This window comes from Caulobacter sp. CCNWLW153 (assembly GCF_036889365.1).
GTDB lineage: Bacteria > Pseudomonadota > Alphaproteobacteria > Caulobacterales > Caulobacteraceae > Caulobacter > Caulobacter radicis.
On sequence record NZ_JBAKFV010000003.1, the window covers coordinates 252472 to 276799 of the forward strand.

The 24328-nt window shown below is 69.3% G+C and carries 25 protein-coding genes and 1 other RNA gene; 18 read left to right on the forward strand and 8 right to left on the reverse strand.

Annotated elements, in window-relative coordinates:
* Nucleotides 1-9: 9 nt before the first annotated feature.
* The 3 genes from V6S85_RS06805 to V6S85_RS06815 form a co-directional block, all read right to left on the reverse strand.
* The gene (locus tag V6S85_RS06805) at nucleotides 10-876 is read right to left on the reverse strand and encodes a dienelactone hydrolase family protein (RefSeq protein WP_334348464.1); all 867 of its coding nucleotides are present in this window, start codon (nucleotides 874-876) and stop codon (nucleotides 10-12) included.
* An 81-nt stretch (nucleotides 877-957) separates the two neighbouring features.
* The gene (locus V6S85_RS06810; protein ID WP_334348465.1) at nucleotides 958-1116 is read right to left on the reverse strand and encodes a hypothetical protein; all 159 of its coding nucleotides are present in this window, start codon (nucleotides 1114-1116) and stop codon (nucleotides 958-960) included.
* Between the two features lie 103 nt (nucleotides 1117-1219).
* Complete coding sequence (locus V6S85_RS06815; RefSeq protein WP_334348466.1) at nucleotides 1220-1519, reverse strand: DUF1272 domain-containing protein; 300 nt, start codon at nucleotides 1517-1519, stop codon at nucleotides 1220-1222.
* Nucleotides 1520-1762: 243 nt separating this feature from the next.
* Between V6S85_RS06815 and carA the strand changes: the two genes are divergently transcribed.
* Together carA and V6S85_RS06825 are read left to right on the forward strand one after the other, a co-directional pair.
* Nucleotides 1763-2929 carry a glutamine-hydrolyzing carbamoyl-phosphate synthase small subunit gene (gene carA / locus V6S85_RS06820; RefSeq protein ID WP_116568060.1) on the forward strand — a complete coding sequence of 389 codons (1167 nt, stop codon included), beginning with the start codon at nucleotides 1763-1765 and terminating at the stop codon, nucleotides 2927-2929.
* Nucleotides 2930-3076: 147 nt separating this feature from the next.
* Nucleotides 3077-3481 carry a hypothetical protein gene (locus V6S85_RS06825; protein WP_116568058.1) on the forward strand — a complete coding sequence of 135 codons (405 nt, stop codon included), beginning with the start codon at nucleotides 3077-3079 and terminating at the stop codon, nucleotides 3479-3481.
* Between the two features lie 193 nt (nucleotides 3482-3674).
* Here V6S85_RS06825 and V6S85_RS06830 read toward each other — a convergent pair whose 3' ends face one another.
* The 3 genes from V6S85_RS06830 to V6S85_RS06840 all read right to left on the reverse strand — a co-directional run bounded on the left by V6S85_RS06830 (nucleotide 3675) and on the right by V6S85_RS06840 (nucleotide 6534).
* Complete coding sequence (locus V6S85_RS06830) at nucleotides 3675-5291, reverse strand: carboxylesterase/lipase family protein (RefSeq protein ID WP_334348467.1); 1617 nt, start codon at nucleotides 5289-5291, stop codon at nucleotides 3675-3677.
* Between the two features lie 217 nt (nucleotides 5292-5508).
* Nucleotides 5509-6123, reverse strand: a complete 615-nt coding sequence (locus V6S85_RS06835; protein ID WP_334348468.1) for a pyridoxamine 5'-phosphate oxidase family protein — start codon at nucleotides 6121-6123, stop codon at nucleotides 5509-5511.
* Nucleotides 6124-6171: 48 nt separating this feature from the next.
* The gene (locus V6S85_RS06840; RefSeq protein WP_243410559.1) at nucleotides 6172-6534 is read right to left on the reverse strand and encodes a response regulator; all 363 of its coding nucleotides are present in this window, start codon (nucleotides 6532-6534) and stop codon (nucleotides 6172-6174) included.
* A 231-nt stretch (nucleotides 6535-6765) separates the two neighbouring features.
* Between V6S85_RS06840 and V6S85_RS06845 the strand changes: the two genes are divergently transcribed.
* From V6S85_RS06845 to V6S85_RS06855, 3 genes are all read left to right on the forward strand, one after another.
* Nucleotides 6766-7569, forward strand: coding sequence for a crotonase/enoyl-CoA hydratase family protein (locus V6S85_RS06845; protein ID WP_116568050.1), 804 nt, complete (start codon nucleotides 6766-6768; stop codon nucleotides 7567-7569).
* A gap of 3 nt (nucleotides 7570-7572) precedes the next feature.
* Nucleotides 7573-8175 (forward strand): DUF3052 family protein, encoded by a 603-nt coding sequence (locus V6S85_RS06850; protein WP_116568048.1) that lies wholly within the window; start codon nucleotides 7573-7575, stop codon nucleotides 8173-8175.
* Nucleotides 8176-8417: 242 nt separating this feature from the next.
* Nucleotides 8418-9314 (forward strand): bestrophin family protein, encoded by an 897-nt coding sequence (locus V6S85_RS06855; protein WP_334348469.1) that lies wholly within the window; start codon nucleotides 8418-8420, stop codon nucleotides 9312-9314.
* Between the two features lie 173 nt (nucleotides 9315-9487).
* Here V6S85_RS06855 and V6S85_RS06860 read toward each other — a convergent pair whose 3' ends face one another.
* Nucleotides 9488-10063, reverse strand: coding sequence for a hypothetical protein (locus tag V6S85_RS06860; protein ID WP_334348470.1), 576 nt, complete (start codon nucleotides 10061-10063; stop codon nucleotides 9488-9490).
* A gap of 171 nt (nucleotides 10064-10234) precedes the next feature.
* Here V6S85_RS06860 and V6S85_RS06865 point away from each other — a divergent pair, with 171 nt between their 5' ends.
* Entirely contained in the window at nucleotides 10235-10702 is a 468-nt protein-coding gene (locus V6S85_RS06865) for a hypothetical protein (protein WP_334348471.1), read from the forward strand.
* Nucleotides 10703-10720: 18 nt separating this feature from the next.
* On the opposite strand, the gene V6S85_RS06870 is transcribed toward V6S85_RS06865, so the two are convergent.
* A complete protein-coding gene (locus tag V6S85_RS06870) occupies nucleotides 10721-12196 on the reverse strand; it encodes a flavin-containing monooxygenase (RefSeq protein WP_334348472.1) in 1476 nt (491 codons plus the stop codon).
* A 158-nt stretch (nucleotides 12197-12354) separates the two neighbouring features.
* On the opposite strand from V6S85_RS06870, the gene V6S85_RS06875 reads away from it, so the two are divergent.
* The 12 genes from V6S85_RS06875 to murD all read left to right on the forward strand — a co-directional run bounded on the left by V6S85_RS06875 (nucleotide 12355) and on the right by murD (nucleotide 24305).
* Nucleotides 12355-13248, forward strand: a complete 894-nt coding sequence (locus V6S85_RS06875) for a DMT family transporter (RefSeq protein WP_334348473.1) — start codon at nucleotides 12355-12357, stop codon at nucleotides 13246-13248.
* On the forward strand, nucleotides 13245-13970 hold the full coding sequence (locus tag V6S85_RS06880) for an N-acetylmuramoyl-L-alanine amidase (protein WP_334348474.1): 726 nt from the start codon (nucleotides 13245-13247) through the stop codon (nucleotides 13968-13970). Before V6S85_RS06875 ends, V6S85_RS06880 begins: the two co-directional genes overlap by 4 nt.
* Entirely contained in the window at nucleotides 13970-14575 is a 606-nt protein-coding gene (locus V6S85_RS06885; RefSeq protein WP_334348475.1) for an FMN-binding negative transcriptional regulator, read from the forward strand. Before V6S85_RS06880 ends, V6S85_RS06885 begins: the two co-directional genes overlap by 1 nt.
* Before the next feature lie 115 nt (nucleotides 14576-14690).
* Nucleotides 14691-15072: RNase P RNA component class A (gene rnpB / locus V6S85_RS06890), an RNA gene on the forward strand.
* A gap of 268 nt (nucleotides 15073-15340) precedes the next feature.
* Complete coding sequence (locus V6S85_RS06895; RefSeq protein WP_116568033.1) at nucleotides 15341-15808, forward strand: division/cell wall cluster transcriptional repressor MraZ; 468 nt, start codon at nucleotides 15341-15343, stop codon at nucleotides 15806-15808.
* The gene (gene rsmH, locus V6S85_RS06900; protein ID WP_116568031.1) at nucleotides 15805-16746 is read left to right on the forward strand and encodes a 16S rRNA (cytosine(1402)-N(4))-methyltransferase RsmH; all 942 of its coding nucleotides are present in this window, start codon (nucleotides 15805-15807) and stop codon (nucleotides 16744-16746) included. Before V6S85_RS06895 ends, rsmH begins: the two co-directional genes overlap by 4 nt.
* Nucleotides 16743-17174 (forward strand): cell division protein FtsL, encoded by a 432-nt coding sequence (gene ftsL, locus V6S85_RS06905; RefSeq protein WP_116568029.1) that lies wholly within the window; start codon nucleotides 16743-16745, stop codon nucleotides 17172-17174. Before rsmH ends, ftsL begins: the two co-directional genes overlap by 4 nt.
* Entirely contained in the window at nucleotides 17171-18934 is a 1764-nt protein-coding gene (locus tag V6S85_RS06910; protein ID WP_116490538.1) for a peptidoglycan D,D-transpeptidase FtsI family protein, read from the forward strand. Before ftsL ends, V6S85_RS06910 begins: the two co-directional genes overlap by 4 nt.
* Nucleotides 18931-20388: a UDP-N-acetylmuramoyl-L-alanyl-D-glutamate--2,6-diaminopimelate ligase gene (locus tag V6S85_RS06915; RefSeq protein WP_116568027.1), complete on the forward strand. Its 1458-nt coding sequence runs from the start codon at nucleotides 18931-18933 to the stop codon at nucleotides 20386-20388. Before V6S85_RS06910 ends, V6S85_RS06915 begins: the two co-directional genes overlap by 4 nt.
* Nucleotides 20381-21766 carry a UDP-N-acetylmuramoyl-tripeptide--D-alanyl-D-alanine ligase gene (locus tag V6S85_RS06920; RefSeq protein WP_334348476.1) on the forward strand — a complete coding sequence of 462 codons (1386 nt, stop codon included), beginning with the start codon at nucleotides 20381-20383 and terminating at the stop codon, nucleotides 21764-21766. The genes V6S85_RS06915 and V6S85_RS06920 overlap by 8 nt, the downstream gene beginning before the upstream one ends.
* Complete coding sequence (gene mraY, locus V6S85_RS06925) at nucleotides 21766-22881, forward strand: phospho-N-acetylmuramoyl-pentapeptide-transferase (protein WP_116568022.1); 1116 nt, start codon at nucleotides 21766-21768, stop codon at nucleotides 22879-22881. The genes V6S85_RS06920 and mraY overlap by 1 nt, the downstream gene beginning before the upstream one ends.
* 14 nt (nucleotides 22882-22895) lie before the next feature.
* Nucleotides 22896-24305, forward strand: coding sequence for a UDP-N-acetylmuramoyl-L-alanine--D-glutamate ligase (gene murD, locus V6S85_RS06930; RefSeq protein WP_334348477.1), 1410 nt, complete (start codon nucleotides 22896-22898; stop codon nucleotides 24303-24305).
* Nucleotides 24306-24328 lie beyond the last annotated feature (23 nt).

The window sequence follows — 24328 nt, forward strand, 5'->3', positions numbered from 1 at the left end:
CCGTCTACATCAGCGCAGGGCGCGCTTGTAGAGGTCCAGGAGGTTGGTCCAGGCCTGTTCGGCGGCGGCCTCGTTGTAGACTTGGCTGCCCTTGACCGTCCAACCGTGCGCGGCGCCGGCGAAGACCTCGACCTTGGCCGGGCGCTTGGCCTGCGCGAAGGCCGCCTTCAGCTTGTCCTTCACGTCGGGTTCCTTCTTGTCGTCGTTGTCGGCGACCTCGATCAGGTACTCGGCGTGAGTCTTGGGGATCAGCAGGTGCGGGCTGGTCGGCTCGGCCGTGACCAGGCCCCCGCCGTGGAAGCTGGCGACGGCGGCGATGCGGCCCGGCGCGGCGGCGGCGGTGCGGAACGACAGCGGCCCGCCCATGCAGTAGCCCTGCACGCCGATCTTCCTGCCCTTGTCGGTTTCCTTCTGGGCGTCGAGGAAGGCCACATAGGCCAGGGCGTCGCGGTCGGTGCCCTCGGGCGTGACCGTGGCCCGCAGCGGCGTGATCTTGGCGCGGTCTTCGGGATTGGCGAAGTTGAAGGTCCCGTCGATCACCGGCGCTTTCTTCACGCGATAATAGAGGTTGGGGACCAGCACCACGTAGCCGGCGGCGGCCAGGCGGCGGCCCATGTCGCGGAAGACGGGTCGCAGGCTCATGACGTCGGGCCAGATCAGCACGGCGGGCCATTTGCCCTTGCCGGCCGGCTTGAACAGGGCCGCGTCGGCCTCGCCGTCGGGCGTCTTGATGACGACGTCGGTCTCGACGACCTTGTCGTCGGCATGGGCGGCGGTGGCGGCCAGCCCGCCGACGGCGGCGGTCATCAGGCCGAAGGCGCGGCGCGAGACGCGGGGGTCATGAACCAGGCCAGGGTGGATGTCGTCGTCGCACATCGCGCGGGCTCCTTGCTGAACAGAGGCGCCCGCACGGTGCACGACCTGACGCCGAAGGCAATCGGCGGCTCGCGATAAGGTTCAGAAGCTGAGGACGACGAAGACCACGCCGCTGACCACCACGCCCAGGCTCAGCATCAGGCCGAGCGCCTGGCCGGCCCGGGACTGACCCGGAAGGCGCGCCCAGGCGATCTTCGGCGCGCGCTTCTGGGCGGCTCGATCGTGGACGGCGGCGGTCATGATTCCATCTCCTCGTTTAAGCCCAAGCTTGTGGGGCCTGACGAGTTAACGACCATGAACGGCCGGCGGATGCAGGCGTGCGACCGATTGATCCAGGGTGCGCCTAAAGGGTCACACTCCAGCCGTCACGACCGCTGCCCGGGGCGACCGGAGGCGGGGGCCTGGCGCAGGCCGTATGGGCCTTGGTGACCCGCCGCAGCGAGGCGGGAAAGCGGTGCAGCTTGCTGTCGGGGCGGATCGGCCGCGCCACCAGGTCGCCCTCGCAGTTGGGGCAGACGCCCTGGAATCGATTGTCGGCGCAGTCGACGCAGAAAGTGCATTCGAAGGTGCAGATGCGGGCCTCACCGCTGTGGGGCGGCAGGTCGCGGTCGCAGCACTCGCAATTGGGGCGCAGTTCGAGCAAGGGCCGTCCTCCCGTGTTCTTATGCGTTGAAGCCCCGCACCATAAGGGCTTGAGGGCCGCCGGCGCGAGGGGGTGCGTTCGCAGATCACGGGAATGTGGCGACCGCCTCGAAAACCCGTGATCCGAGGGGTTGACCCCCCCGCCCGCGACCCCTAAACACCCCGCCGTTTGCGCGGCGGGCGGGGTTCTCCCTGGCCCGCCTTTTTGCAACAATAACCACGCGTTCTGGAGGCGCTTCTCGAGATGTCCCAAGACCTTCTCCCCGGCGTCACCGGCGTTCTCGTCCTGGCCGACGGCACGGTGCTGCAAGGCGTCGGCTGCGGCGCGGTCGGCGACGCGGTCGGCGAGGTGTGCTTCAACACCGCCATGACCGGTTACCAGGAAATCCTGACCGACCCGTCCTACATGGCCCAGATCGTGGCCTTCACCTTCCCGCATATCGGCAATGTCGGCACCAACAGTGAAGACGTCGAGCAGGTCACCGGCGTGGCCGAGACGGCCGCCCGCGGCGCGATCTTCCGCGACGTCCCGACCGATCCGGCCAACTGGCGCGCCAACAGCGACTTCGACGGCTGGATGCAGCGTCGCGGCGTCGTGGGCCTGGCCGGCGTCGACACCCGCGCCCTGACCCGCAAGATCCGCGAGACCGGCATGCCGCACGGCGTCATCGCCCATGCGCCGGACGGCAAGTTCGACCTCGACGCCCTGAAGGCCAAGGCCCGCGACTGGTCGGGCGTCGTGGGCCTCGATCTGGCCAAGGACGCCTCCACCACCCAGACCTTCACCTGGGACGAGGGCCTGTGGTCGTGGCCGGAAGGCTACGCCAAGCTCGAGACCCCCAAGTACGAAGTGGTGGTCATCGACTACGGCGTGAAGCGCAACATCCTGCGCGCCCTGGCTCACGTGGGCGCCCGCGCCACCGTCGTTCCGGCCAGCACCTCGGCCGAGGATATCCTGGCCCGCAACCCCGACGGCGTGCTGCTGTCGAACGGTCCGGGCGACCCGGCCGCGACCGGCGAGTACGCCGTGCCGGAGATCCAGAAGCTGGTCGCCAGCGGCAAGCCGGTGTTCGGCATCTGCCTTGGCCACCAGATGCTGGCCCTGGCTCTTGGCGCCAAGACCGTGAAGATGGAACAGGGCCACCACGGCGCCAACCACCCGGTCAAGGACCTGACCACCGGCAAGGTCGAGATCGTGTCGATGAACCACGGCTTCACCGTGGACAGCGAAAGCCTGCCCGAGCCGGTGCAGGAGACCCACGTCTCGCTGTTCGACGGCACCAACGCCGGCATCGCCCTGAAGGACAAGCCGGTGTTCAGTGTCCAGCACCACCCGGAAGCCTCGCCCGGCCCGACCGACAGCCTCTATATCTTCGAGCGCTTCGCCGGCCTGATGGACAAGGCGAAGTAACAGGGCGAAGTAAGACGAAACGCCCCGCTGAGAAGCGGGGCGTTTTTCGTTCCGGGTCCTGTCACGAAACCATCGCCCAGGGTTCACGCACCGCTTTAGTGACCCATGTTAGCGTTTCCGCCGTTCCCCCAATCTCGCGAGGACGGCATGACGGCCTATGAACGCATCGGCGGCGAGGCCGCCGCCCAGTCGGTGATCGACGACTTCTTCCAGCGCGCCCAGGGCGATGCGCGCCTTGCGGGCCTGTTCGGCGGCGAGATCCCGCCCGGCGCCCGCGCCGTGGTGGCCGGCGCCCTCGACCCCGAGGCCGGCGAGGCCCGCGGCGACCTCGAACTGGCCCAGGTGTGGTTCGGCGCCAACGCGCTGGAGGACGACGAGCTCGACCTGATTATCGGCCACCTGGCGGCCGCCCTCGAAGCCGCCGGCGTCGACGACGAGATCACCGCCGACGTCGCCGACCAGATCGAACTCCTCCGCGACCTGGCCCTGGGCCCGGACGAGGAAGACTACGACGACGAGGATGAAGACGAAGAGGGCGAAGTGGCGGCCTGAATTTCACCTTCTCCCATAGGGAGAAGGAGGGGCCGGCGCCCGAAGGCGTGGGAGGATGAGGGGTTACGAGGTCGGCCGGCGTGCCGGCGCGATCCAGGGCGATGCGGTGAGGGTGTAACCCCTCACCCTCCCATGTTGCGCATGGGCCCCTCCCTCTCCCTATGGGAGAGGTTACTTGTTGTGCGGCCTCACCCTACGTCCCGAACTGCGTGAACGGCACCTTGTTGAACAGCTCCCGCTCGGCCCCGCGCGGATCGTCCTGCATGCGGGTGGTTTCGTCGAACACCAGGGTCTGGCGGCGGGGCAGGGTGTAGGGCTCCCACCTGGGAACGGCCGCGCAGTTGGGATCGCCGGTGCGGGCGAAGGCGACGAAGGCGTCCATCATGGTGTCGGACATCGCCTGGCTGCGGGCGTCGGTCCCCACGATCGCGCCCTTGGCGTCCAGCGTGCCGAAGACGAGGCAGATGTCCAGCGTGTGCGGCGCGCCCCAGATCCCGCCGTCCTTGGGCGACTTCCAGTCCAGCTGGTAGACCCATGCGGGCGCGCGGGTCGGGGCGCGGGCCTCGGCCTGCAGGATCGCCGCCTTCCACGAGCGCCCGGCCGTCGAGGCGGCGAAATAGACGTCCGACGGCGAATAGTGCGGGTACAGCCTGCGATAGGCCGCCACCACCGTGGCCGGGTCGATGTCGATGCGGGCGTTGAACTGGCCGGGCAGCTTCTCGACCACCTGGTCCCAGGTCATGTCGAACACCTTGGGATCGGAGCCGACGAAGCCGCGCGTCTCGTCGTGGGTGTTGCCGCAGATCAGCGGCACGTCCAGGCCCAGGGGCGAGGCGTCGGGGAAGAACGGGTGGCGGGTCAGCGATCGCTCGTCCAGCACCGGGCCCATATAGACCCCGCCCGATCCGGCCACGGGATCGATCGCCTTCAGCCCGTTCAGCAGCTGGTCGGCGGGTAGGGCGCGCAGGGCCGCCAGGTTGCTGATCCCCAGCTTGTCGAGGAACAGCTTGGCGCGCTTGGTGGCGTTGAATGGCCCGCCGGCGGTGACCTGCTGGCCGCTCATGGTGGCGGTGCGGTGGAAGAGGCCCTTGGCGCTGGGCATGGCCAGCAGGGTGGCGATCTTGGCGCCGCCGCCCGACTGGCCAAACAGCATGACCCGGTCGGGATCGCCGCCGAAGGCCTCGATGTTGTCGCGCACCCATTGCAGGGCCAGGACGAGGTCCATCTGGCCGACATTGCCGCTGTCGGCGACGCTGGGGTCGTCGAACAGGCGGGCGAGATAGAGATAGCCGAAGGCGTTCAGGCGGTGGTTCACCGTCACCACCACCACGTCGCCGCGCTTGGCCAGGCGGGTCCCGTCGTACCAGGGGCTGCCCCCCGACCCGCCGTTGTAGGCGCCGCCGTGGATGTAGAACATCACCGGCCGCTTGCCGCCATCGGCCAGGCCGGACTTGCCGGCTTTCGCGGGCGTCCAGACGTTGAGGAACAGGCAGTCTTCCGACAGCGTCTCGCCTTCCTCGCCCCTGCCGGTCTGCATCGAGGCCGCGCCATAGGCCAGGGCGTCGGCGACGCCGGTCCAGGCCTGGGGCTTGCGGGGCGGGGCGAAGCGACCTTCGCCGCCGGTGTCGGCCCCATAGCGCAGGCCCTTGAACACATGGACGCCGTCGGCGGTGGTCGCGCCGCGCACCTTGCCGGCGGCGGTGGTCACGATCGGCGAGCGGGCAGGGCCGGTGGGCTTGGCGGCTTGGGCGGGCAGGGCGCTGGCGGCGGCGGCCGCGCCGAAGGCCAGCAGCAGGCTGCGACGATCCATGGGGTCTTCCTCCGGCGCTTCTGACGAGCTTGCGCCATGGCTAGCACGAACCATGACACCGGTGACAATCCATTTTGCACGCGCAATCCTCCCCCTGAAGGGGGAGGTGGTCCGAGTGACCGGAGGGGGAGGCGCCTGATGAGGTCAGAGGGCCTGTAACCACTTCCCCCTCAGTCGCTCCGCGACAGCTCCCCCTTCAGGGGGAGCATCCGGTGGATCACCACATCGACGCGGCCGCCCGCGCGGGCCAGGTCTCGTCATAGATCGGTCCGCCGACCTCGCCGTCGGTGATGGAGGCCAGCATCGCCCCGGCGCTGGGCAGGCTCTTGGGATCGACGTGGGCCTCGGCATTCCACAGCCCGGCCCGCATCACCGCCCGGGCGCATTGGAAATAGCACTCCTCGATGGTGACGATCAGCGCCGTGCGCGGCACCTTGCCGTCGACCGCCAGCCCCGCCAGCAGGTCCGCATCGACGCTGATCACCGCGCGGCCGTTGACCCGGAAGGTGGTTCCCGAGCCAGGGATCAGGAACAGCAGCGCCACGCGCGGGTCGCGGACGATGTTGCGCAGGCTGTCGATGCGGTTGTTGCCACGCCGGTCTGGCAGGATCAGCGTGCGGTCGTCGGCGATGGCGACCAGGCCGTGGGCGTCGCCGCGCGGGCTGCAATCCAGGCCTTCGGGACCGACCGTGGCCAGGGCCAGGAAGGGCGAGGCCTCGACCAGCCGGCGATAGTCGGGGGTCAGCCGATCGCTGACCTTGGCGGTGGAGGCCGCGACCGGCGTCGGGCTGTAGATCGCTTCCAGCGCTTCGAGGGTGTCGATGATCGCCATGCGTCGTCTCCCGTTCGCCGGGAGCCTAGCAGGGGCGTGCGGCGCCTGTCAGGCCCGGCGGTCCAGGGCCTGCTGGCAGGCCTCGGCCAGGCGGCGCGGCGAGATCGGCTTGTCGACGATGGTGCGGCGGGCGTCGGCCAGCTGGTTGGCGTTGCCGGTGACGAACACCGTCGGGATGCGTCCCAACTTGGCCTCGATGGCCTCGACCGCCTCCAGCCCCGTGCCGCCGATGATGCGGAAGTCGGCGGTGATCAGGTCGGGCGCGCGGGCCAGGGCGCAGATCAGCGCTTCCTGCGGACTGTCGGCGATGTCGAAGCTTGAATAGCCCTGAGCGGCCAGGAGGGCCTCGACCTCGAGCGCGATGAGGATCTCGTCCTCGATGATGAGCGCGTGGCCTTGGGACCGTTTCACTGCACTTAACGCCAATCCGCTGTCGTCCCTTACAAGACTACAACCCGAACTTTCAGTCCTCGCCAATCGATTTTCCGTGTTGGCCATCAGAAATGTGTTGCTGCACGCACGGACGGTCACGCCGCCGTGATGGCGCCGCCCGCCCCGCGAGAGCGCCGAGGGGCTGTTTCCCTCCCTGGCCGAAAGCCTTTATGCAGTGGGAAAAACAAGACGAACAGGAGCGCCCCGCCCATGACCCAACCGCTGGTCCTCACCGAGAAACGCGGCCATGTCGCCATCCTCACCCTCAATCGCCCCGAGGCGATGAACGCCCTGGGCGCGCCCGGCGACGGCGACCAGGTGGCGGCCGCCTGCGAGGCGATCAACGACGACCAGGATATCCGCTGCGTGATCCTGACCGGGGCCGGCAAGGCCTTCTCGGCGGGCGGCGACGTCAAGGCGATGAAGGCCCGCGAGGGCGCTTTCGGCGGCAACGGCGTGGCCGTGCGCGACGGCTACCGCAAGAACATCCACCGCATCGTGCGGGCCATCTACGGCCTGGAGGTCCCGTCGATCGCGGCCGTGAACGGCGCGGCGATCGGCCTGGGCTGCGACGTGGCCTGCATGACCGACATCCGCATCGCCGCCGATACGGCGAAGTTCGGGGTGACCTTCCTCAAGCTCGGCCTGATCCCCGGCGACGGCGGCGCCTGGCTGATGCCGCGCACCGTGGGCATGAGCCGCGCGGCCGAACTGCTGTTCACCGGCGACGTCATCGACGCGGCCAAGGCGGCCGAGTGGGGCCTGATCAGCCGCGCCGTGCCCGCGGCCGACCTGATGGGCGAGGCCCTGGCGCTGGCCGAACGGATCGCCCAGCAGCCGCCTCACGCCTTGCGCATGGCCAAGAGTCTGCTCAAGCACGGCCAGACGGCGAGCTATGACACCCTGATGGAGATGAGCGCCGCCGCTCAGGCCATCGCCCACCACACCGAGGATCACATGGAAGGCGTCGACGCCATTCTCGAAAAGCGCCAGCCCACGTTCCGGGGCGCCTGAGGCATGGGCAAGGAAGCGCGCGCCTGGGGCCAGCTCAGCGACGGCGAAAGCGACGGCAAGCTCCTGTGGGAGCCGCCCAAGCTGATCTTCCGCGGGGCCGTGCGCGGCATCTACCAGGGTCATGCCCTGCGGGATATCCGCGCCGAGGGCAACGACATCGTCCTGTCCGACGGCACGCGCTTCACCCTCGATCCCGGCCAGGCCGACAAGTGGGTGCACGCCATCCTCAATCCGCCCACGCGGCTGGACAAGCTGGGCGTCAAGCCGGGCATGAGCGTGGTGGTCGACGGCGTCGACGACGAGGACTTCCTCGAAGAGCTCTCGACCCGCGTCGAGGCGCAGGTCGGCGCCGGCGAGGACTTCGAGGGCGTGGACCTGCTGTTCCTGGCCGCCGACGACCTGGGGCAGCTGGACCGGCTGGAGGACCTGCAAGGGGCGCTGGCCGAGAAGGGCGCCATCTGGGTCGTCTCGCAGAAGGGCAAGACCGCGCCGCTGAAGGATGTCGACGTGCTGGCCGCCGCGCGCGGGGTCGGCCTCTCCGACACCAAGGTCTGCGCCTTCTCCAAGACACACACGGCTCTGCGGTTCGTGCGGCGCAAGGGCTGAGGATTGGGCGCCGTCTTCCAGTCTTCCCGTCATTCCCGCCCTTGTGGCGGGAACCCCTCTGTCAACCGCAAGGGTGGGAGGGGCGGCGTGCCGGGCACGCCGCTGGCCTCGCAATTGCGAGCGGAACCAGAGGTTCCCGCCACAAGGGCGGGAATGACGGGAGAAGAGAGGGTGGCGGGGCGAGGCGTTCGGCGGTTTGGCCGGCGGTCCTGCGAACGGACGCCGTCAGACGGAGCGGGATCATGATCGTTGGGCGTCGCGCCGGCCTTTTCGAAATCGCCTTCGCCCTGCGCGGCTCGATCCTGCCCAGCATCGCCGGACGGCTGGCGGTGCTGTTGCTGGTGTCGCTCGGCGCGGTGCTGACGGCCCAGCGCTATCCGGCGGCGCTGGAGCGGCTGAGCGCCTTGCCCTTCACGCTGATCGGCCTGTCCCTGTCGATCTTCATGAGCTTTCGAAACAACGCCTGCTACGACCGCTGGTGGGAGGCGCGAAAGCTCTGGGGCGGCCTGATCATCGCCGCGCGCAGCTTCGCGCGGCAGACGCAAGGGCTGTCACCCGAGGCGCGCGAGCCGCTGCTGCTGGGCCTGGCGGGCTTCGCCTGCGGACTGGCGGCGCGCCTGCGGGGCCAGGACGAGCGGGCGGCGATCACGCGCTGGCGCGAGGTTCCGAACCTGGCGGCCGCGCCCAACCCGACCGACGCGGTGCTGGCTGCCGTCGGCGCCGACTGCGCCCGGCTGGAAGGGCAGGGCGCCGTGACCGCGATCCACCTGTCGGTGCTGGAGGCCCGGCTGACCGAGCTCAGCCACGTCCAGGCCGCGTGCGAGCGGATCAAGGCCACGCCGTCGCCCTTCTCCTATTCGCTGATGCTGCACCGCACGGCGCACGTCTTCTGCCTGCTGCTGCCGTTCGCCCTGGCCCACGCGCTGGGCTGGTGGACGCCGGCCCTGGTGCTTTTGATCGGCTACACCTTCTTCGGCCTCGACGCCCTGGGCGATCAGTTGGAGGACCCGTTCGGCCTGGAGGACAACGACCTGCCGCTGGACGCGATGGTCCGCACGATCGAGCGCGACCTGCTGTTCTCGCTGGGACGCGAGAACCTGCCGCCGGTGATCGAGGCCAAGGGGTACCGGCTGACGTAGAAAATCCTTCTCCCCTTGCGGGAGAAGGTGGCGACGAAGTCGACGGATGAGGGGTCTCTCAGAACCCGGAAGTCTCGCCTAGTCGTTCGATCGTCGCGGCGGACAGGGCTTTTGACCCCTCACCCGACCCGCTGCGCGGACCACCCTCTCCCGCAAGGGGAGGGTCTTCTGGCCTAGAACCGCTGCTTGCAGCCCTGCTTCTGGTGCACGCCGCGCAGGAAGCCGCGACGAGCCAGGCCGGCGTCGCCCAGGGCCTCCAGGTGGCGGTCGGCCGGGGCCGCCCCCGAGATCTCGCGCACCAGGCTGCGGAACGGGATGATCGAGTTGACGATCGCCTTGCCGCCGGCCTCGGCCAGCTTGCCGGTGCGGTTTTCCGTGTATTCGTTGCCGGTCTGGTAGTCGGGGCCCAGCACGTCGTTCAGGCGCTGGATCTCGGCCACGAGCTTGGCGCAGGTCTTCAGGCCCTTGAGGCTGTAGGGATCGGCCAGAGCCTCTTCCAGCACCGGCGGGATCTTCTTCTTCGACAGGCCGACGTCGCGGGCCGGCTGCGTGCCGATCTCCATGGACTTCTCGCGCCAGCCGTCAGGCCGGCCGTCGCCGTCCGAGTCCTTGGCGGGGGGCGGAGGCGGCTTGCTGGCCGTGGTCGACTGGGCCGGCTTGGCGGGATAGGCCGGCTGGGCCGTGGCGCAGCCCGTGGCCAGGGACGCCGCCGCGCCCAGGATCGCAATCTTCGTCAGAACCGCCCGCATGACACCCCGCTCCACTGCTTCGCGCCCATCATAGGCTGATGAACGCCGATCAGGAACGGCAAGCTGGACCTTGGGTTCCATGACCCGTCCGTCATTCGTCACATTGATTTACATTGCTGTAAATTGTACCGGTGGTTGTGCGAAAACAAACCAATTGCTGGGGAGGCAATGATGTCCTGGATCTCGCGTTTTCTCGCGCTCGTCCTGATGGCGGGAGCGTTCGTCGCCAGCGGCGCCCAAGCCCAGGTGATCACGCCCAATCCGACCACCTTCACGGTCGCCGGCGTGATGAACTTCGAAGCCTGGCCGTCCTGCAACTTCACCATGACCTTCGACGTACCGGCGGGCGGCGCCTCGGCCACCGTCACCAGCGCCGCCGTCACGGGCGGCGCCGGCTGCGAGCAGCGGAGCTTCACGGGCTTGCCGTGGACCGTGCGGGTCGGACCGCAGGTGCTGCACATCGACAATTTCGAGATGCTATTCGGTCCCGCCTATCCGACCGGCAAGCAGACCCTGGACGTCTACTGGTCGAACTATCCGGGCTATCCGAGCTCGGGTTTCTTCTCCGCCAGCATCGGCCTCTCCTCGACGATGGGCTTCATGGAGGTCACCTCGGGTCAGACGATCGCCATCAACTGACGCGCGGGGCGGCGGCTCTCAGGCCGCCGCCTTGGCCCGCTTGCGCCAGAACCGCATGACGCCGTCGTCGAGCTTGCCCAGGCGCAGGGCCGCCAGGTCCAGCGCGTAGTTCTGGTGCACCTTCCAGGGCGCCTTGGTTCCCTGCTTGGGGAACTTGTCCATGGCCCGCTGCACGTAGCCCGACGAGAAGTCGAGCCAGGGCGTGGCGGCCATGTCCGGCTGGTCCAGGTGGGGGACGCAGATGTCCATGCCCGCCTTGTCCATGTGGTTGAGCAGCCGGCAGACATATTCGCTGGTCAGGTCGGCCTTCAGCGTCCACGAGGCGTTGGTGTAGCCGAAGGCCGAGGCCAGGTTCGGCACGTCGCTGAACATCATGCCCTTGTAGCTGAAACCCTTGGCCAGATCGACGGAGCGGCCGTCGACCACCACCTCCATGCCGCTCAGGAGCTGCATCCGCAGGCCGGTGGCGGTGACGACGATGTCTGCCTCCAGCGTCTTGCCCGATTTCAGCTCAAGGCCGTCCTCGGTGAAGCTGTCGATGTGGTCGGTGACCACCGAGGCCGAGCCGTTCCGGATCGAGTCGAAGAGGTCGGCGTCCGGCACGAGGCACAGCCGCTGGTCCCAGGGATTGTAGCGCGGCGTGAAATGGGTCTCGACGTCGTAGTCCTTGGGCAGCTGGTCGCGCACCAGGCTTATCAATCGTTCCTTGGTCTTCTCCGGCTTCTTCCGGGCCAGGTTGAAGAACAGCATGGTGATCAGCACGTTCTTCCAGCGCGTGATCCCGTAGGCGGTCATGGCCGGGAGACGGCTGCGCATCCAGTTGGCTAGGCCGTCTTCCGCCGGGCGCGAGACCACGTAGGTCGGCGAGCGCTGCAGCATGGTGACGTGGGCGGCGGTCCTGGCCATCTCCGGCACGATGGTCACCGCCGTCGCGCCGCTGCCGATCACCACGACCTTCTTGCCGGCGTAGTCGAAGTTTTCGGGCCAGTGCTGCGGGTGGACGATGGTCCCCTTGAAGCGCTCGGTCCCCTCGAAGTCGGGGGTGTAGCCGGCGTCATAGGCGTAGTAGCCGGCGCACATGTAGAGGAAGCCGCAGGCGATCTCGACCGTCTCTCCGGTGTCGACCCGCTCGGCCCGAACGGTCCAGCTGGCGGTCTCGCTGCTCCACTCGGCGCGGCGCACCTTGTGGCGGAAGCGGATGTGCTCGTCGACGCCGGCCTCGGTCGCGGTCTCGCGCACGTAGTTCAGGATCGACGGGCCGTCGGCGATGGCTTTCGCCTGCCGCCATGGCTTGAAGGCGTAGCCCAGGGTGTACATGTCGCTGTCGGAGCGGATGCCCGGATAGCGGAACAGGTCCCAGGTGCCGCCGATGGCGTCGCGCGCCTCGAGAATGGCGTAGGTCTTGCCCGGGCAGCGCCGCGTCAGGTGATGGGCCGCGCCGACGCCCGACAGGCCCGCCCCGACGATCAGGACGTCGAAATATTCCGTGCTCATGGCCGTCTCCGTCCCCGTGGTCCGGTGAGCCCGGATCCTGTTTTAAGTGAACGATGTTCACCAGCAAACGACCGTTTGGACCCGACGTCAATTGCGGCGCGTGCGATGGCGTCGGTTTTCATTGCGCATGGTCCTCGTGCCCGCGTATGCGGAGGGCCATGTCCCTACGCGACTTCGGCCTGTTGGTGCTGATCTGCCTGATCTGGGCCAGCAACAACATCGTCTCCAAGATCGTGGTCGCCCACTGGGGCGTGCCGCCGCTGTTCTACGCGGCGGTGCGTTTCGCGTTGGTCGCGGCGGTGACCCTGCCGTGGCTGCTGCCCGCGCCCCGGCCGACCTGGCGGATGCTGGTGGTCGGCGTGCTGATGGGGGCGGGGGGCTTTGCGCTGCTGTTCATGGGCTTCAAGACCGCCTCGCCCTCGGCCGCGGCGGTGGTGGTGCAGGCGGGCGTGCCCTTCACCACCCTGCTGTCGGTGCTGATGCTGGGCGAGAAGATCCACTGGCGGCGCGGCGTCGGCATAGCCCTGACCCTGGCCGGCGCGCTGATCGTGATCTGGAACCCGCACGGCTTTTCGCTGTCGGTCGGCCTGTGGCTGGTGGTGGCCTCGGCCCTGGCCGGTTCGCTGGGCGCGGTGATGATGAAGCAGATCCAGCGCGTGAAGCCCTTGCAGTTGCAGGCCTGGGTGGGCTTCACCTCGGTGTGGCTGCTGGCGGCGGCCAGTTTCGCCCTGGAGCCCGGCGCCAGCGACAAGGCTTTCGAGGCCGGCTGGCCCTTCGTGGCGGCGGTGGCCTATTCGGCGCTGGTGGTGTCGGTGATCGCCCACACCGGCTATTACGGCCTGATCCAGCGCTACGAGGCCAACCTGATCGCTCCGCTCACCCTGATGACGCCGCTGATGACCATCGGTCTTGGCGTGGCCATCACCCATGACCATTTCGACCTGCGCATGGGCCTGGGCGCGGCCCTGGCCCTGGCCGGCGTGCTGATCGTGGCCCTGCGCCGCAACCAGGTGACGCCGCTGTTGATGTTTCTCAAGGACCGCTCGCAATGACCATCGTCGAGGCCCCATCGCCCAACTTCGACGCCCGCAAGGCCGTGCCCGACACCGTCGTGCTGCACTACACCGGCATGGAGAGCGGCGAGGCGGCTCTAGAGCGCCTGCGTGATCCCGAGGCCAAGGTCAGCGCCCACTACCTGGTCGAGGAGGATGGCCGGGTGTTCCGCCTGGTGGCCGAGGAGCGGCGGGCCTGGCACGCCGGCGCGGCCTTCTGGAAGGGCGTGCGCGACATCAACTCGTCCTCGATCGGCATCGAGATCGTCAATCCGGGCCACGAGTTCGGCTATCGCGCCTTTCCCGACGCCCAGATCGCCTCGGTGATCAACCTCCTGGCCGACATCCGCTCGCGCTGGACCATCGACGACGACCGCATCATCGGCCATTCCGACGTGGCGCCGGCCCGCAAGATCGATCCGGGCGAGCTGTTCCCCTGGAAGCGCCTGGCGGAAAGCGGCCACGGCCTGTGGGTCGAGCCGCCGTCTTCGCCCGGCGCGCCGCTGGGCCGGGGCGAGGAGGGGACCGGCGTCTTCGCGTTGCAGGCCGGCCTGACCCGCCTGGGCTTCGACTGCGCCCCCTCGGGCCAGTACGACGAGTGGACCGAGACCGTGGTCGCCGCCTTCCAGCGCCACTGGCTGCAAAGCCGCTTCGACGGCGTCGCCGACGGCGAAACCCGCGCGCGCCTGGTGGGCTTGCTGCGGGCGGCGGCCGGCGCCTGATGCACCCGGCCGGGGCTTTCCACGTCGAGGACCGCGCGCGGCTGCTCGCCTTCCTCGCCGAGCATTCGTTCGTGACGCTGTGCGCCAGCGTTGGCGGCCGGCCCTTCGTGGCCCAGGCGCCGGTCGTGGTGCGCGACCTCGGCGACGACGGCCTTTTCCTCGACTTCCACCTGTCGCGGATGAACGCCGTGGCCGGGGCGGTGGTGACGGGCTTCGCCGCCGTCGCCCTGGCGAGCGGTCCGCACGCCTATGTCAGTCCCGACTGGTACGGGACCGACGACCAGGTCCCGACCTGGAACTACGTCGGCGTCGAGGTCGAGGGCTTCGTGACGCCGCTGTCCGAAGCCGAAACGATCCAGCTGCTCGACGACCTGTCGGCCCAGGAAGAAGCGCGCCTCGCGCCCAAGCCCGCCTGGACGCGGGACAAGATGACGCCCGCCAGGTTCGACGCCCTGCTGCGCGGCGTCGTCGGCGCCCGCCTGCATGTCGAGCGCCTCGAAGGCACGTTCAAGCTCGGCCAGAACAAGCGCGACGCCGAACGCGCGGGCGTGATCGAAGCGCTGGGCGATCACCCGGTGGCCGCCTGGATGCGGGGCGAGGGGTAGGCTCGGGCCATCCCATTTATCCCGTCACTCCCGCCCCGAGGGCGGGAATGACGGGAGGTTGGGGAAGCGATCCCTGATTGACCTCGTCGCCTTGGCGCCGCAAACAGCGCGCGGACCAGATGGCCGGGCGATCGCGGTATCCCGTAAGGGAGTCGAGGAAAGTCCGGGCTCCACGGTGACAAGGCGGTGGGTAACGCCCACCGGGAGCAATCCCAGGGAAAGCGCCACAGAAAGCAAACCTCCTCCCTACGGGGCGGGAAGGGTGAAAGGGTGGGGTAAGAGCCCACCGCGGACCTGGCGACAGGGACGGCATGGCAAGCCCCGCCTGGAGCAAGACCGAATAGGGATCCCGCGCCGGTTCGCCGGCTAGGTCGTCACTGGCCGAGAGGATCCGGGTTGGTCGCGAGAGTCGTCCAGCAATGGGCGGCCAAGAGGAATGATCGTCGCGTCCCTTCACAGGGGCGGCACAGAACCCGGCTTACAGGCCGTCTGGTCCATCACATTTTCCGCAACCCCAAGCGCCCCAAGGCCCGTCGAAATGGGCCGCGATGGGATGCGTCTGTGCGCGAGTCTGTGGATAGAAATTCAGTTGTCTGTATGTTCCCAAATTAACCTTTTTGAACGGTGCGATATTACCGCTAGCGCCTTTGAATTCCTGGTGAAATGGCCCCTGGTGTCATTGTTTCCCACTTCATCCCATGTTAACCCATTCGGGCCGGTCGGACTCGTGCTGGGGCGACCGTGGTTTGGGCAAGGGTTGGCGGGGTGTTCCTCTCGACGTTCGAGAAGCAGCTGGACAGCAAGCGGCGCCTCGTGGTGCCGCAGGAGTTCCGCGCCGCCGTCTCGGGCCCCTTCGACGGCATCTTCTGTTTTCCCTCGATCGAGGCCGACTGCCTGGAGGCCGGCGGCAAGGCCCTGTTCGACCGCTACCAGGCGGTGATCGACGAGCTGCCCTTCGGCGATCCGGTGCGTTCGGCGCTGGAGACCAGCGTCCTGGGCGGCATGGCTCGCCTGTCGTTCGACACCGCCGGCCGCATCACCCTGCCCGACGTGCTGTGCGACATGTTCGGCCTGACCGACGAGGTCACCATCGTTGGCCTGGGCGAGCGCTTCCAGATCTGGTCGCGCGACGCCTTCCAGGCCCACCGCGCGACCCAGCGCGAACTGGCCCGCGACGGCCTGGCCGCCCTGCGCGCCCAGCAGCGCGCCGCTCGCCTGGGAGGCGCCGCATGAGCGCCGCCCCGCACATCTCGGTCCTGCTGAGCGAAGTCGTCGCCGCGCTCGACGCCAAGCCGGGCGACATGATCCTCGACGGCACCTTCGGCGCCGGCGGCTACACCCGCGCGATCCTGGGAAGCGGCGCCTCGGTGACGGCCTTCGACCGCGATCCGACGGTGCAGCGCTTCACGTCCGACCTTCCCGCGACGGATGGTCGCTTTCGGCTGATTCAGGACCGTTTCTCGCAAATCACCGCCTATTTTGGGCCTGCGTCGGTGGACGGCGTAACCCTGGATCTTGGCGTGTCTTCCATGCAGCTCGACGAAGCCGAGCGCGGCTTCTCCTTCATGCGCGACGGTCCGCTGGACATGCGCATGGGCGACGACGGCCCCACGGCGGCCGATCTGGTCAACACGCTCGACCAGGTCGAGCTTGCCCGCATCCTCTATGTCTACGGCGAGGAGCATGCCTCGCGCCGCGTGGCCAGCTTCATCGTCAAGCGCCGCGCCGAAGAGCCGTTCACCCGCACGCTCGACCTAGCGGCCGTGATCGAGCGCGCGCTGGGCGGCCGCAAGGGCGCCAAGGTCCACCCGGCCACCCGCTCGTTCCAGGGGCTGCGCATCGCCGTCAACGACGAGCTGGGCGAGCTGGAGGCGGGTCTCGCCGCCGCCGAGGCCGTGCTGAAGCCGGGCGGCCGCCTGGCCGTGGTCACCTTCCACTCGCTGGAAGACCGCATCGTCAAGAATTTCCTGGCCGAACGCGCCGGCCGCACGCCGGGCGGCTCGCGCCACGCGCCGCCGACCGCCCAGGGGGCTCCCCCCAGCTTCAAGCTGATCTCGACCAAGGCCATCGCGCCGGGCGAGGAGGAGCTGGCCGTCAATCCGCGCGCCCGCTCATCCAAGCTGCGCGCCGCCGTCCGCACCGAGGCCCCCGTCTGGGAGGCCTCGGCATGAGGATCTCGGAGGTCTTCCATCGCCGCGTGCGCGGCTTTCGCGTCGTCGACATCGTCGGCGTCGGCGTGCTGTTGACCCTGGTGCTGGGCGTCTACATGGCGAAGGCCTTCGCCGGCCGCGAGCGCGCCGAGATCGCCTCGGTCGAGCGCCAGATCGAGGAAGAGCGGATCAAGGTGCGCCTGCTGAAGGCGGAGGTCGCCCACCTGGAGCAGCCGCGCCGGATCGAATCCCTGGCCCAGGCCGCCCAGCTGGCCCCGATCGCGCCCGACCGCGAGACCAGCGAGGACGCGCTGATCGACGTCGCCCGCAAGCCGATCCCGGCTTCGAAGCCGCTCGCCCCGCCGGTCGCCGCCAAGGCCGACCCGGCCCTGGCCGCCGCCGATGCGCCCGACGGGGTCAGCGCCGGCGCCGAGGAGGCTCCGCGATGAGCCTGGCCAACCTCGTTCCCCACGGCGGCGGTCCGGCCTGGCGCTGGCTGATCGAGCGCGTCTGGCGCCTGGAGCACGCCTTCGAGCGCTCGCGCGCCGCGGCCAAGCCCGAAGACGACACCAGCATCCGCATCTTCTTCGTCCTGGCCCTGTTCGCCTGCGCCTTCATGGTGCTGGCCGTCGGCGCCACCTGGGCGGCGGTGTTCTCCAGCGCCGGCAAGAACGGCGGCTTCCTGGCGGCCATGGAAGGCGCGCGCGGCGATCTCGTCGACCGTGAAGGCAAGCTGCTGGCCGTCGACCTGACCCACTACGCGCTCTACATCGACCCCAAGGAAGTGTGGGACGCCAAGGCCACCCGCGCCGCCCTGGGCAAGGCCCTGCCGCAGGTGCCGGCCAAGCGCCTGGACAAGGCCATCTTCGGCGATCGCCGCACCTTCCTGCTGGGCGGTCTCGACCCGGCCCAGAAGGACGCCATCTTCAACCTCGGCCTGCCGGGCGTGGAGTTCGAGGAACAGGCCCGCCGCGTCTATCCGCTGGGCGTCTCGGCCGCGCACTTCGTCGGCTTCGTCGACGGCGGCGGCAAGGGCCTGGCCGGCGCCGAGGGCGCGCTGAACGACGACATCCACGCGGCCGCCGCCAAGGGCGAGGGCGCGGCCCCGATCGCCCTGTCGATCGACCTGCGCGTCCAGGCCGCCCTCGAGGACGAGCTGCGCAAGGCCGCCCTCGAATTTGGCCCCAAGGGCGCGGTCGGCATCGTCACCAACGTCCACACCGGCGAGATCCTGGGCCTGGCCAGCTATCCGGACTTCGATCCCAACGATCCGGGCAAGGCCAGCGACGACGCCAAGCTGAACCGGGCGGCCGCCTCGGTCTACGAGATGGGCTCGACCTTCAAGGCCTTCACCGTCGCCATCGGCCTGGATACGGGCGTGGCCACGCCCAGCTCGACCTTCGACGCGCGCGAGCCCTACAAGCTGGGTTACCGCACGATCCACGACTACCACGCCTCGCGGAAGATCCTGACCCTGGTCGAGGTGTTCCAGCACTCGTCCAACATCGGCACCGCGCGCCTGGCCGAGGGCGTCGGCGCCCAGCGCCTGAGCCAGTATTACGGCAATCTGGGCCTGACCAAGCCGGCCAAGGTGGAGCTGCGCGAGTCCGCCCGTCCGCTGACCCCGAAGAAGTGGGACACCGACGCGGTGGCCTCCACCTCGTTCGGCCACGGCATGAACGTCAGCCCGCTGGCGCTGGCCCGCGCCTTCGGTCCGCTGCTGAACGGCGGCACCATGCCGCCGCTGACCATCCGCAAGCTGCCGCCCGGCGTGCGTCCGGAAGGCCCGCGCGTGCTGTCGGAAGAGACCTCCCAGCAGATGCTGCAGATCATGCGCGCCAACGTCACCGGCGGCAGCGGCAAGACCGCCGACGTCAAGGGCCTGTCGGTCGGCGGCAAGACCGGCACCGGCGAGAAGTACGATCCCACGATCCGCGGCTACAACCACCAGCGCCAGGTCTCGTCCTTCGCCGCGGTGTTCCCCACCGAGGGGCCGCTGGAGGCCGACCGTTATTTCGTCCTGATCCTGATGGACGAGCCGCACGGCACGGCCAAGACCTTCGGCTTCTCGACGGGCGGCTGGGTGGCCACGCCGGCCGCCGGCCGCGTCATCGACCGCATCGCTCCGTTCCTCGGCGTCCAGCGCCGGAACGAACTCATCATCGCCGGCGCCCAGCCGAAAGCCACCACGCCAGGGGCGGGACTTTGACCAAGACGCTTTCACAGATCCTGCACCGTCCGTTCGACGCTGACCCGGCCATCGCCGGCGTCACCGCCGACAGCCGCAAGGTGCGTGAAGGCTTCCTGTTCGCCGCCCTGCCGGGCAGCAAGGTCGACGGCCGCAGCTTCATCCCCGGCGCCGTCGCCTCGGGCGCGGCCGCCATCCTGGCCCCCGACGACGTGACCGATCTCTCGGTGCCGACCGCGCACGCCGCCGACATCCGCCGCGCCTACGCCCTGGCCGCCGCCGAGTTCTGGGCGCAGCAGCCGGCCACGGTGATCGCGGTCACCGGCACCAACGGCAAGACCTCGGTGGCCGGCTTCGCCCGCCAGATCCTGGCCCTGCTGGGCAAGAAGGCCGCCAGCATGGGCACGCTGGGCGTCGTCGTCAGCGCCCCGGGCGTTCCGGACGAGCAACTGACCCCGCCGGGCCTGACCACGCCCGACGCCGCCGACGTCGCCGAGATGGCCGCCAGGCTCGCGGCCATGGGCGTCACCCACCTGGCCGTCGAAGCCTCGTCGCACGGCATCGACCAGCGTCGCCTGGACGGCCTGAAGATCCGCGCCGCCGGCTTCACCAACTTCACCCAGGACCACCTGGACTATCACGGCACCATGGGCTGCTATCGGGCGGCCAAGCTGCGGCTGTTCGAGGCCCTGCTGCCGCGCGGCGCGACCGCCGTGCTGAACGCCGACAGCGACGCCTTCCCGGCCTTCGCCGCCGCCGCCGTGACCTCGGGCGAGACCATCCTGTCGGTGGGCGAGCAGGGCCAGGGCCTGAAGCTGATCTCGCGTGAGCCGACCCCCTGGGGCCAGCTCCTGAAGATCGCCGCCCAGGACCGTCAGTTCGAGGTGAGGCTGCCGCTGGCCGGCGACTTCCAGGCCTCCAACGTGCTGGTCGCCGCGGGTCTCGTTCTGGCCACCGGCGAGGATCTCGACGCCGTGCTCGCCGCCCTGGAAAAGCTGGAAGGCGCGGCCGGCCGGCTGCAACGCGTCGGCAAGGGAACCGGCAAGGGCGAGGCCTATGTCGACTACGCCCACACCCCCGACGGCCTGGAGACGGTGCTGAAGGCGCTGCGTCCGCACGTCCGGGGCAAGCTGGTGGCCGTGTTCGGCGCCGGCGGCGACCGGGATCGGACGAAGCGTCCGCAGATGGGCGAGATCGCCGCCCGCCTGGCCGACGTCGCCATCGTCACCGACGACAACCCGCGTTCGGAAGATCCCGCCAGCATCCGCGCCGCCATCCTGGCCGCCGCCCCCGGCGCGCGCGAGATCGGCGACCGCCGCGAGGCCATCCGCGCCGGCGTCGCCCTGCTGGAAGACGGCGACGTGCTGGTCGTGGCCGGCAAGGGCCACGAGCAGGGCCAGATGGTCGCCGGCGTCAACCATCCCTTCGACGACGTGGCCGAGACCCTGAGCGCGCTGGAGGCCGTCAATGGCTGACGTGCTCTGGACCGCCGAAGAGATCGCCGCCGCGACCGGCGGTCAGGTCGCCGGCGATTTTTCCGCTACCGGCGTCTCGATCGACAGCCGCACGGTCGAGCCGGGCGACCTGTTCATCGCCCTGGCCGGCGTGCGAGACGGCCATGAGTTCGTCGCCCAGACGACCGAAAAGGGCGCGGCCGGCGCGCTGGTCTCGCAAGCCGTCCCGACGCCCGCCGTCGTCGTGCCCGACACCTTCAAGGCCCTGGAAGCCCTGGGCGTCGCCGCCCGCGAACGCGCGCCACAGGCCCGTCGCGGCGCCGTCACCGGCTCGGTCGGCAAGACCAGCGTCACCCGCGCCGTCGAGGCCGGCCTGCGCCGCGCCGGCAAGGCCCACGCCTCGGTCAAGTCGTACAACAACCACCTGGGCGTGCCCCTGACCCTGGCCCGCATGCCGCGCGACACGCAGCGGGCGGTGTTCGAGGTCGGCATGAACCATGCGGACGAGATCACCCCGCTGTCGAAGTTCATCCGCCCGCACGCGGTGGCGATCACCACGGTCGGCCCGGTGCACCTGGAGAACTTCGCAGACGGCGAGATCGGCGTGGCTCGCGCGAAGGCCGAGATCTTCGACGGCCTGGAACCGGGCGGCGTCGCCGTGCTGAACGCCGACAATCAATGGTTCAACCTGCTGCGAGAAGAGGCCGAGAAGGCCGGCGCGACCGTGCGCAGCTTCGGCCGTGACGGCGCCAGCGCCCGTCTCGTCGACTTCGTGGTCGAAGGCGCCGGCGCGACCGTCGTCGCCGAGCTGGACGGCCAGCCGCTGTCGTTCCCGATCCGCCAGACCGGCGTGCACTGGGGCCCCAACAGCCTGTGCGTGCTCTTGATGCTGGAAGCCCTGGGCGTCGACCGCGCTACGGCCCTGGCGGCCCTGGCCGAGTTCGCGCCGATCGAGGGCCGCGGGGCCGAGCAGACGGTGGCCATCGACGGCGGCGCCTTCACCCTGGTCGACGAGAGCTACAACGCCAATCCGGTGTCGATGCAGGCGGCCCTGGCCACCCTGGGCGCGCGCAAGGTCGCCGGCCGCCGGATCGTGGCCCTGACCGACATGCTGGAGCTGGGCCCCGACAGCCCGCGCTTCCATGCCGAACTTGCGGGCCCGATCGCCCAGGCCGGCATCGATCTGGTGTTCTGCGCCGGGCCGTTAATGATGTCGCTGTGGAACGCGCTTCCGCAGGAGCGCCGGGGCGGCTATGCGGACGCCGCGCCCGCGTTGGCGCAGCAGATCGCCTCGGCCATGCAGCCGGGCGACGTGGTGATGGTGAAGGGGTCGAACGGGTCACGGGCCGGCGCTATCGCCGCCGCCCTGTCCGCGCTCGGCCGGCGGGAACAAGTCTGATGCTGTATTTCCTCTATGAATGGCTCTCGCGCGGCGGGCATGAGCACGTGCCGGTCCTGAACCTGCTCAAGTACCTGACCTTTCGCACCGGCATGTCGATGCTGACGGCCTACATCGTGGCCGTGGCCATGGGCTCGCGCTTCATCCGCTGGATGAAGGCCAAGCAGGGCAAGGGCCAGCCGATCCGCACCGACGGCATCGAGCGCCACGTTCTCGAGAAATCCGGCACGCCCACCATGGGCGGCTTCATGATCCTGGCCGGCCTGTTCGTCGGCTCGCTGCTGTTCGCCGACCTGCGCAACGTCCACGTCTGGGTGGTGCTGGGCATCACCGCGGCCTTCGGCGTGCTGGGCTTCATGGACGACTACGCCAAGGTCACCAAGCAGACGACCGCCGGCCTCTCCAGCGGCCAGAAGCTGGTCGCCCAGTTCATCGTCTCGATCCTGGCGGCCATCGCCCTGATCGTCTTCGCCCCGAAGTCGCAGATGACGCCGGGCCTGGAGACCTCGCTGGTCTTCCCGATTCTCAAGAACCTGGTGATCAATCTTGGCTGGTTCTACGTGGCCTTCGCCGCGATCACGATCGCCGGCTTCTCCAACGCCGTGAACCTGACCGACGGCCTCGACGGCCTGGCCATCGTGCCGGTGATGTTCGCCGCCTCGACCTTCGGCCTGATCGCCTACCTCGTCGGCAACTACAAGTTCGCCGACTACCTGAACCTGCACTTCGTGCCGAGCGTCGGCGAGCTGGCGGTGCTGTGCGGCGCCATCATTGGCGGCGGCATGGGCTTCCTCTGGTACAACGCGCCGCCGGCCAAGATCTTCATGGGCGACACCGGTTCGCTGGCCCTGGGCGGCGCGCTGGGCTCGATCGCCGTCTGCGCCAAGCACGAGCTGGTTCTGGGCATCGTCGGCGGCCTGTTCGTGGCCGAGGCGCTCTCGGTGATGATCCAGGTCGCCTACTTCAAGAAGACCGGCAAGCGCATCTTCCTGATGGCGCCGATCCATCACCATTTCGAAAAGCTGGGCTGGGCCGAGAGCACCGTCGTCGTCCGTTTCTGGATCGTCGCCATGATGCTGTCGTTCGTCGGTCTCGCCACGCTGAAGCTACGGTAAGGGGAGGGCGTAGGATGATCCCGGTCCGTGGGTTCGAGGACAAGACGGTCGCGGTGTTCGGCCTGGGCCGCACCGGCCTGACGGCCGCGCGCGCCCTGATCGCCGGCGGCGCCAAGGTGGCGTTGTGGGACGAGAAGGAAGCCGGCCGCGAGGCCGCGCGCGCCGAGGGCCTGCCGGTCGTCGACCTCTCGACCGCGGACTGGAGCCAGTTTTCCGCCCTGATGCTGTCGCCGGGCGTGCCGCTGACCCATCCCAAGCCCCACTGGACCGTCGAGGCGGCCAAGGCGGCCGGCGTCGAGATCCTGGGCGACGTCGAGCTCTTCGCGCGCACGGTCAACGCCGCGCCCGAGCACAAGAAGCCGAAGATCATCGCCATCACCGGCACCAACGGCAAGTCGACCACCACGGCCCTGATCGGCCACCTGTGCCAGCAGGCAGGACGCGACACCCGCGTCGGCGGCAATATCGGCGCCGGAATCCTGGGCCTGGAAGACATGCATGGCGGCGCGGTCTACGTGCTGGAGCTGTCGAGCTACCAGCTCGACCTGACCTCCAGCCTGCACGCCGACGCCACGGTGCTCTTGAACCTGTCGCCCGACCACATCGACCGCCACGGCTCGATGGAGGGCTACATCGCCGCCAAGCGCCGCATCTTCCTCAACCAGGGCAAGGGCGACACGGCGATCATCGGGGTCGACGATCCCTGGTGCCAGCAGATCTGCACCGAGATCACCGCCGCCAACCGCCGCACCATCTGGCCGATCAGCGCCGGCAAGGCGATGGGTAGAGGCGTCTACGCCCTGCAGGGCGTGCTGTACGACGCCACCGGCGAGCGCGTGACGGAAATGGCCGACCTGCTGCGCGCCCGCAGCCTGCCCGGCCGCCACAACTGGCAGAACGCCGCGGCCGCCTACGCCGCAGCCATCGCCATCGGCATCCCGCCGGTCCAGGCCGTCGAGGGCCTGATGACCTTCCCCGGTCTGGCTCACCGCATGGAGACGGTCGGCAGGATCGGCAAGGTCGCCTTCGTCAACGACAGCAAGGCCACCAACGCCGACGCCGCCCGCCAGGCGATGTCGTCTTATCCCAAGTTCTATTGGATCGCCGGCGGCGTGCCCAAGGCCGGCGGCATCGAGGACCTGGCCGACCTGTTCCCGCGCGTCGCCTGCGCCTACTTGATCGGCCAGGCGGCCGAAGCGTTCGGCAAGACCCTGGACGGCAAGGCCCCGGTCAAGCAGTGCGGCGACATCGAGACCGCCGTCGCCGCCGCCCATGCCGACGCCGCCGCCACCGGCCAGGACGCCATCGTCCTGCTGTCGCCGGCCTGCGCCTCTTTCGACCAGTTCAGCGACTTCGAGGCCCGCGGCGAGGCGTTTCGCGCCGCGGTGAACGGCCTGGTCAAGCCCAAGGCCAAGCGGGCTTAAGCGCTCTATCTCCCGTCATTCCC

What these genes read in the sequence shown, in the direction of transcription:
- V6S85_RS06805 (WP_334348464.1), bottom strand. Translation starts at nt 876, where the DNA reads ATGTGCGACGACGACATCCACCCTGGCCTGGTTCATGACCCCCGCGTC.
- V6S85_RS06810 (WP_334348465.1), bottom strand. Translation starts at nt 1,116, where the DNA reads ATGACCGCCGCCGTCCACGATCGAGCCGCCCAGAAGCGCGCGCCGAAG.
- carA (WP_116568060.1), top strand. Translation starts at nt 1,763, where the DNA reads ATGTCCCAAGACCTTCTCCCCGGCGTCACCGGCGTTCTCGTCCTGGCC.
- V6S85_RS06825 (WP_116568058.1), top strand. Translation starts at nt 3,077, where the DNA reads ATGACGGCCTATGAACGCATCGGCGGCGAGGCCGCCGCCCAGTCGGTG.
- V6S85_RS06830 (WP_334348467.1), bottom strand. Translation starts at nt 5,291, where the DNA reads ATGGATCGTCGCAGCCTGCTGCTGGCCTTCGGCGCGGCCGCCGCCGCC.
- V6S85_RS06835 (WP_334348468.1), bottom strand. Translation starts at nt 6,123, where the DNA reads ATGGCGATCATCGACACCCTCGAAGCGCTGGAAGCGATCTACAGCCCG.
- V6S85_RS06845 (WP_116568050.1), top strand. Translation starts at nt 6,766, where the DNA reads ATGACCCAACCGCTGGTCCTCACCGAGAAACGCGGCCATGTCGCCATC.
- V6S85_RS06850 (WP_116568048.1), top strand. Translation starts at nt 7,573, where the DNA reads ATGGGCAAGGAAGCGCGCGCCTGGGGCCAGCTCAGCGACGGCGAAAGC.
- V6S85_RS06855 (WP_334348469.1), top strand. Translation starts at nt 8,418, where the DNA reads ATGATCGTTGGGCGTCGCGCCGGCCTTTTCGAAATCGCCTTCGCCCTG.
- V6S85_RS06860 (WP_334348470.1), bottom strand. Translation starts at nt 10,063, where the DNA reads ATGCGGGCGGTTCTGACGAAGATTGCGATCCTGGGCGCGGCGGCGTCC.
- V6S85_RS06865 (WP_334348471.1), top strand. Translation starts at nt 10,235, where the DNA reads ATGTCCTGGATCTCGCGTTTTCTCGCGCTCGTCCTGATGGCGGGAGCG.
- V6S85_RS06870 (WP_334348472.1), bottom strand. Translation starts at nt 12,196, where the DNA reads ATGAGCACGGAATATTTCGACGTCCTGATCGTCGGGGCGGGCCTGTCG.
- V6S85_RS06875 (WP_334348473.1), top strand. Translation starts at nt 12,355, where the DNA reads ATGTCCCTACGCGACTTCGGCCTGTTGGTGCTGATCTGCCTGATCTGG.
- V6S85_RS06880 (WP_334348474.1), top strand. Translation starts at nt 13,245, where the DNA reads ATGACCATCGTCGAGGCCCCATCGCCCAACTTCGACGCCCGCAAGGCC.
- V6S85_RS06885 (WP_334348475.1), top strand. Translation starts at nt 13,970, where the DNA reads ATGCACCCGGCCGGGGCTTTCCACGTCGAGGACCGCGCGCGGCTGCTC.
- rsmH (WP_116568031.1), top strand. Translation starts at nt 15,805, where the DNA reads ATGAGCGCCGCCCCGCACATCTCGGTCCTGCTGAGCGAAGTCGTCGCC.
- ftsL (WP_116568029.1), top strand. Translation starts at nt 16,743, where the DNA reads ATGAGGATCTCGGAGGTCTTCCATCGCCGCGTGCGCGGCTTTCGCGTC.
- V6S85_RS06910 (WP_116490538.1), top strand. Translation starts at nt 17,171, where the DNA reads ATGAGCCTGGCCAACCTCGTTCCCCACGGCGGCGGTCCGGCCTGGCGC.
- V6S85_RS06920 (WP_334348476.1), top strand. Translation starts at nt 20,381, where the DNA reads ATGGCTGACGTGCTCTGGACCGCCGAAGAGATCGCCGCCGCGACCGGC.
- mraY (WP_116568022.1), top strand. Translation starts at nt 21,766, where the DNA reads ATGCTGTATTTCCTCTATGAATGGCTCTCGCGCGGCGGGCATGAGCAC.
- murD (WP_334348477.1), top strand. Translation starts at nt 22,896, where the DNA reads ATGATCCCGGTCCGTGGGTTCGAGGACAAGACGGTCGCGGTGTTCGGC.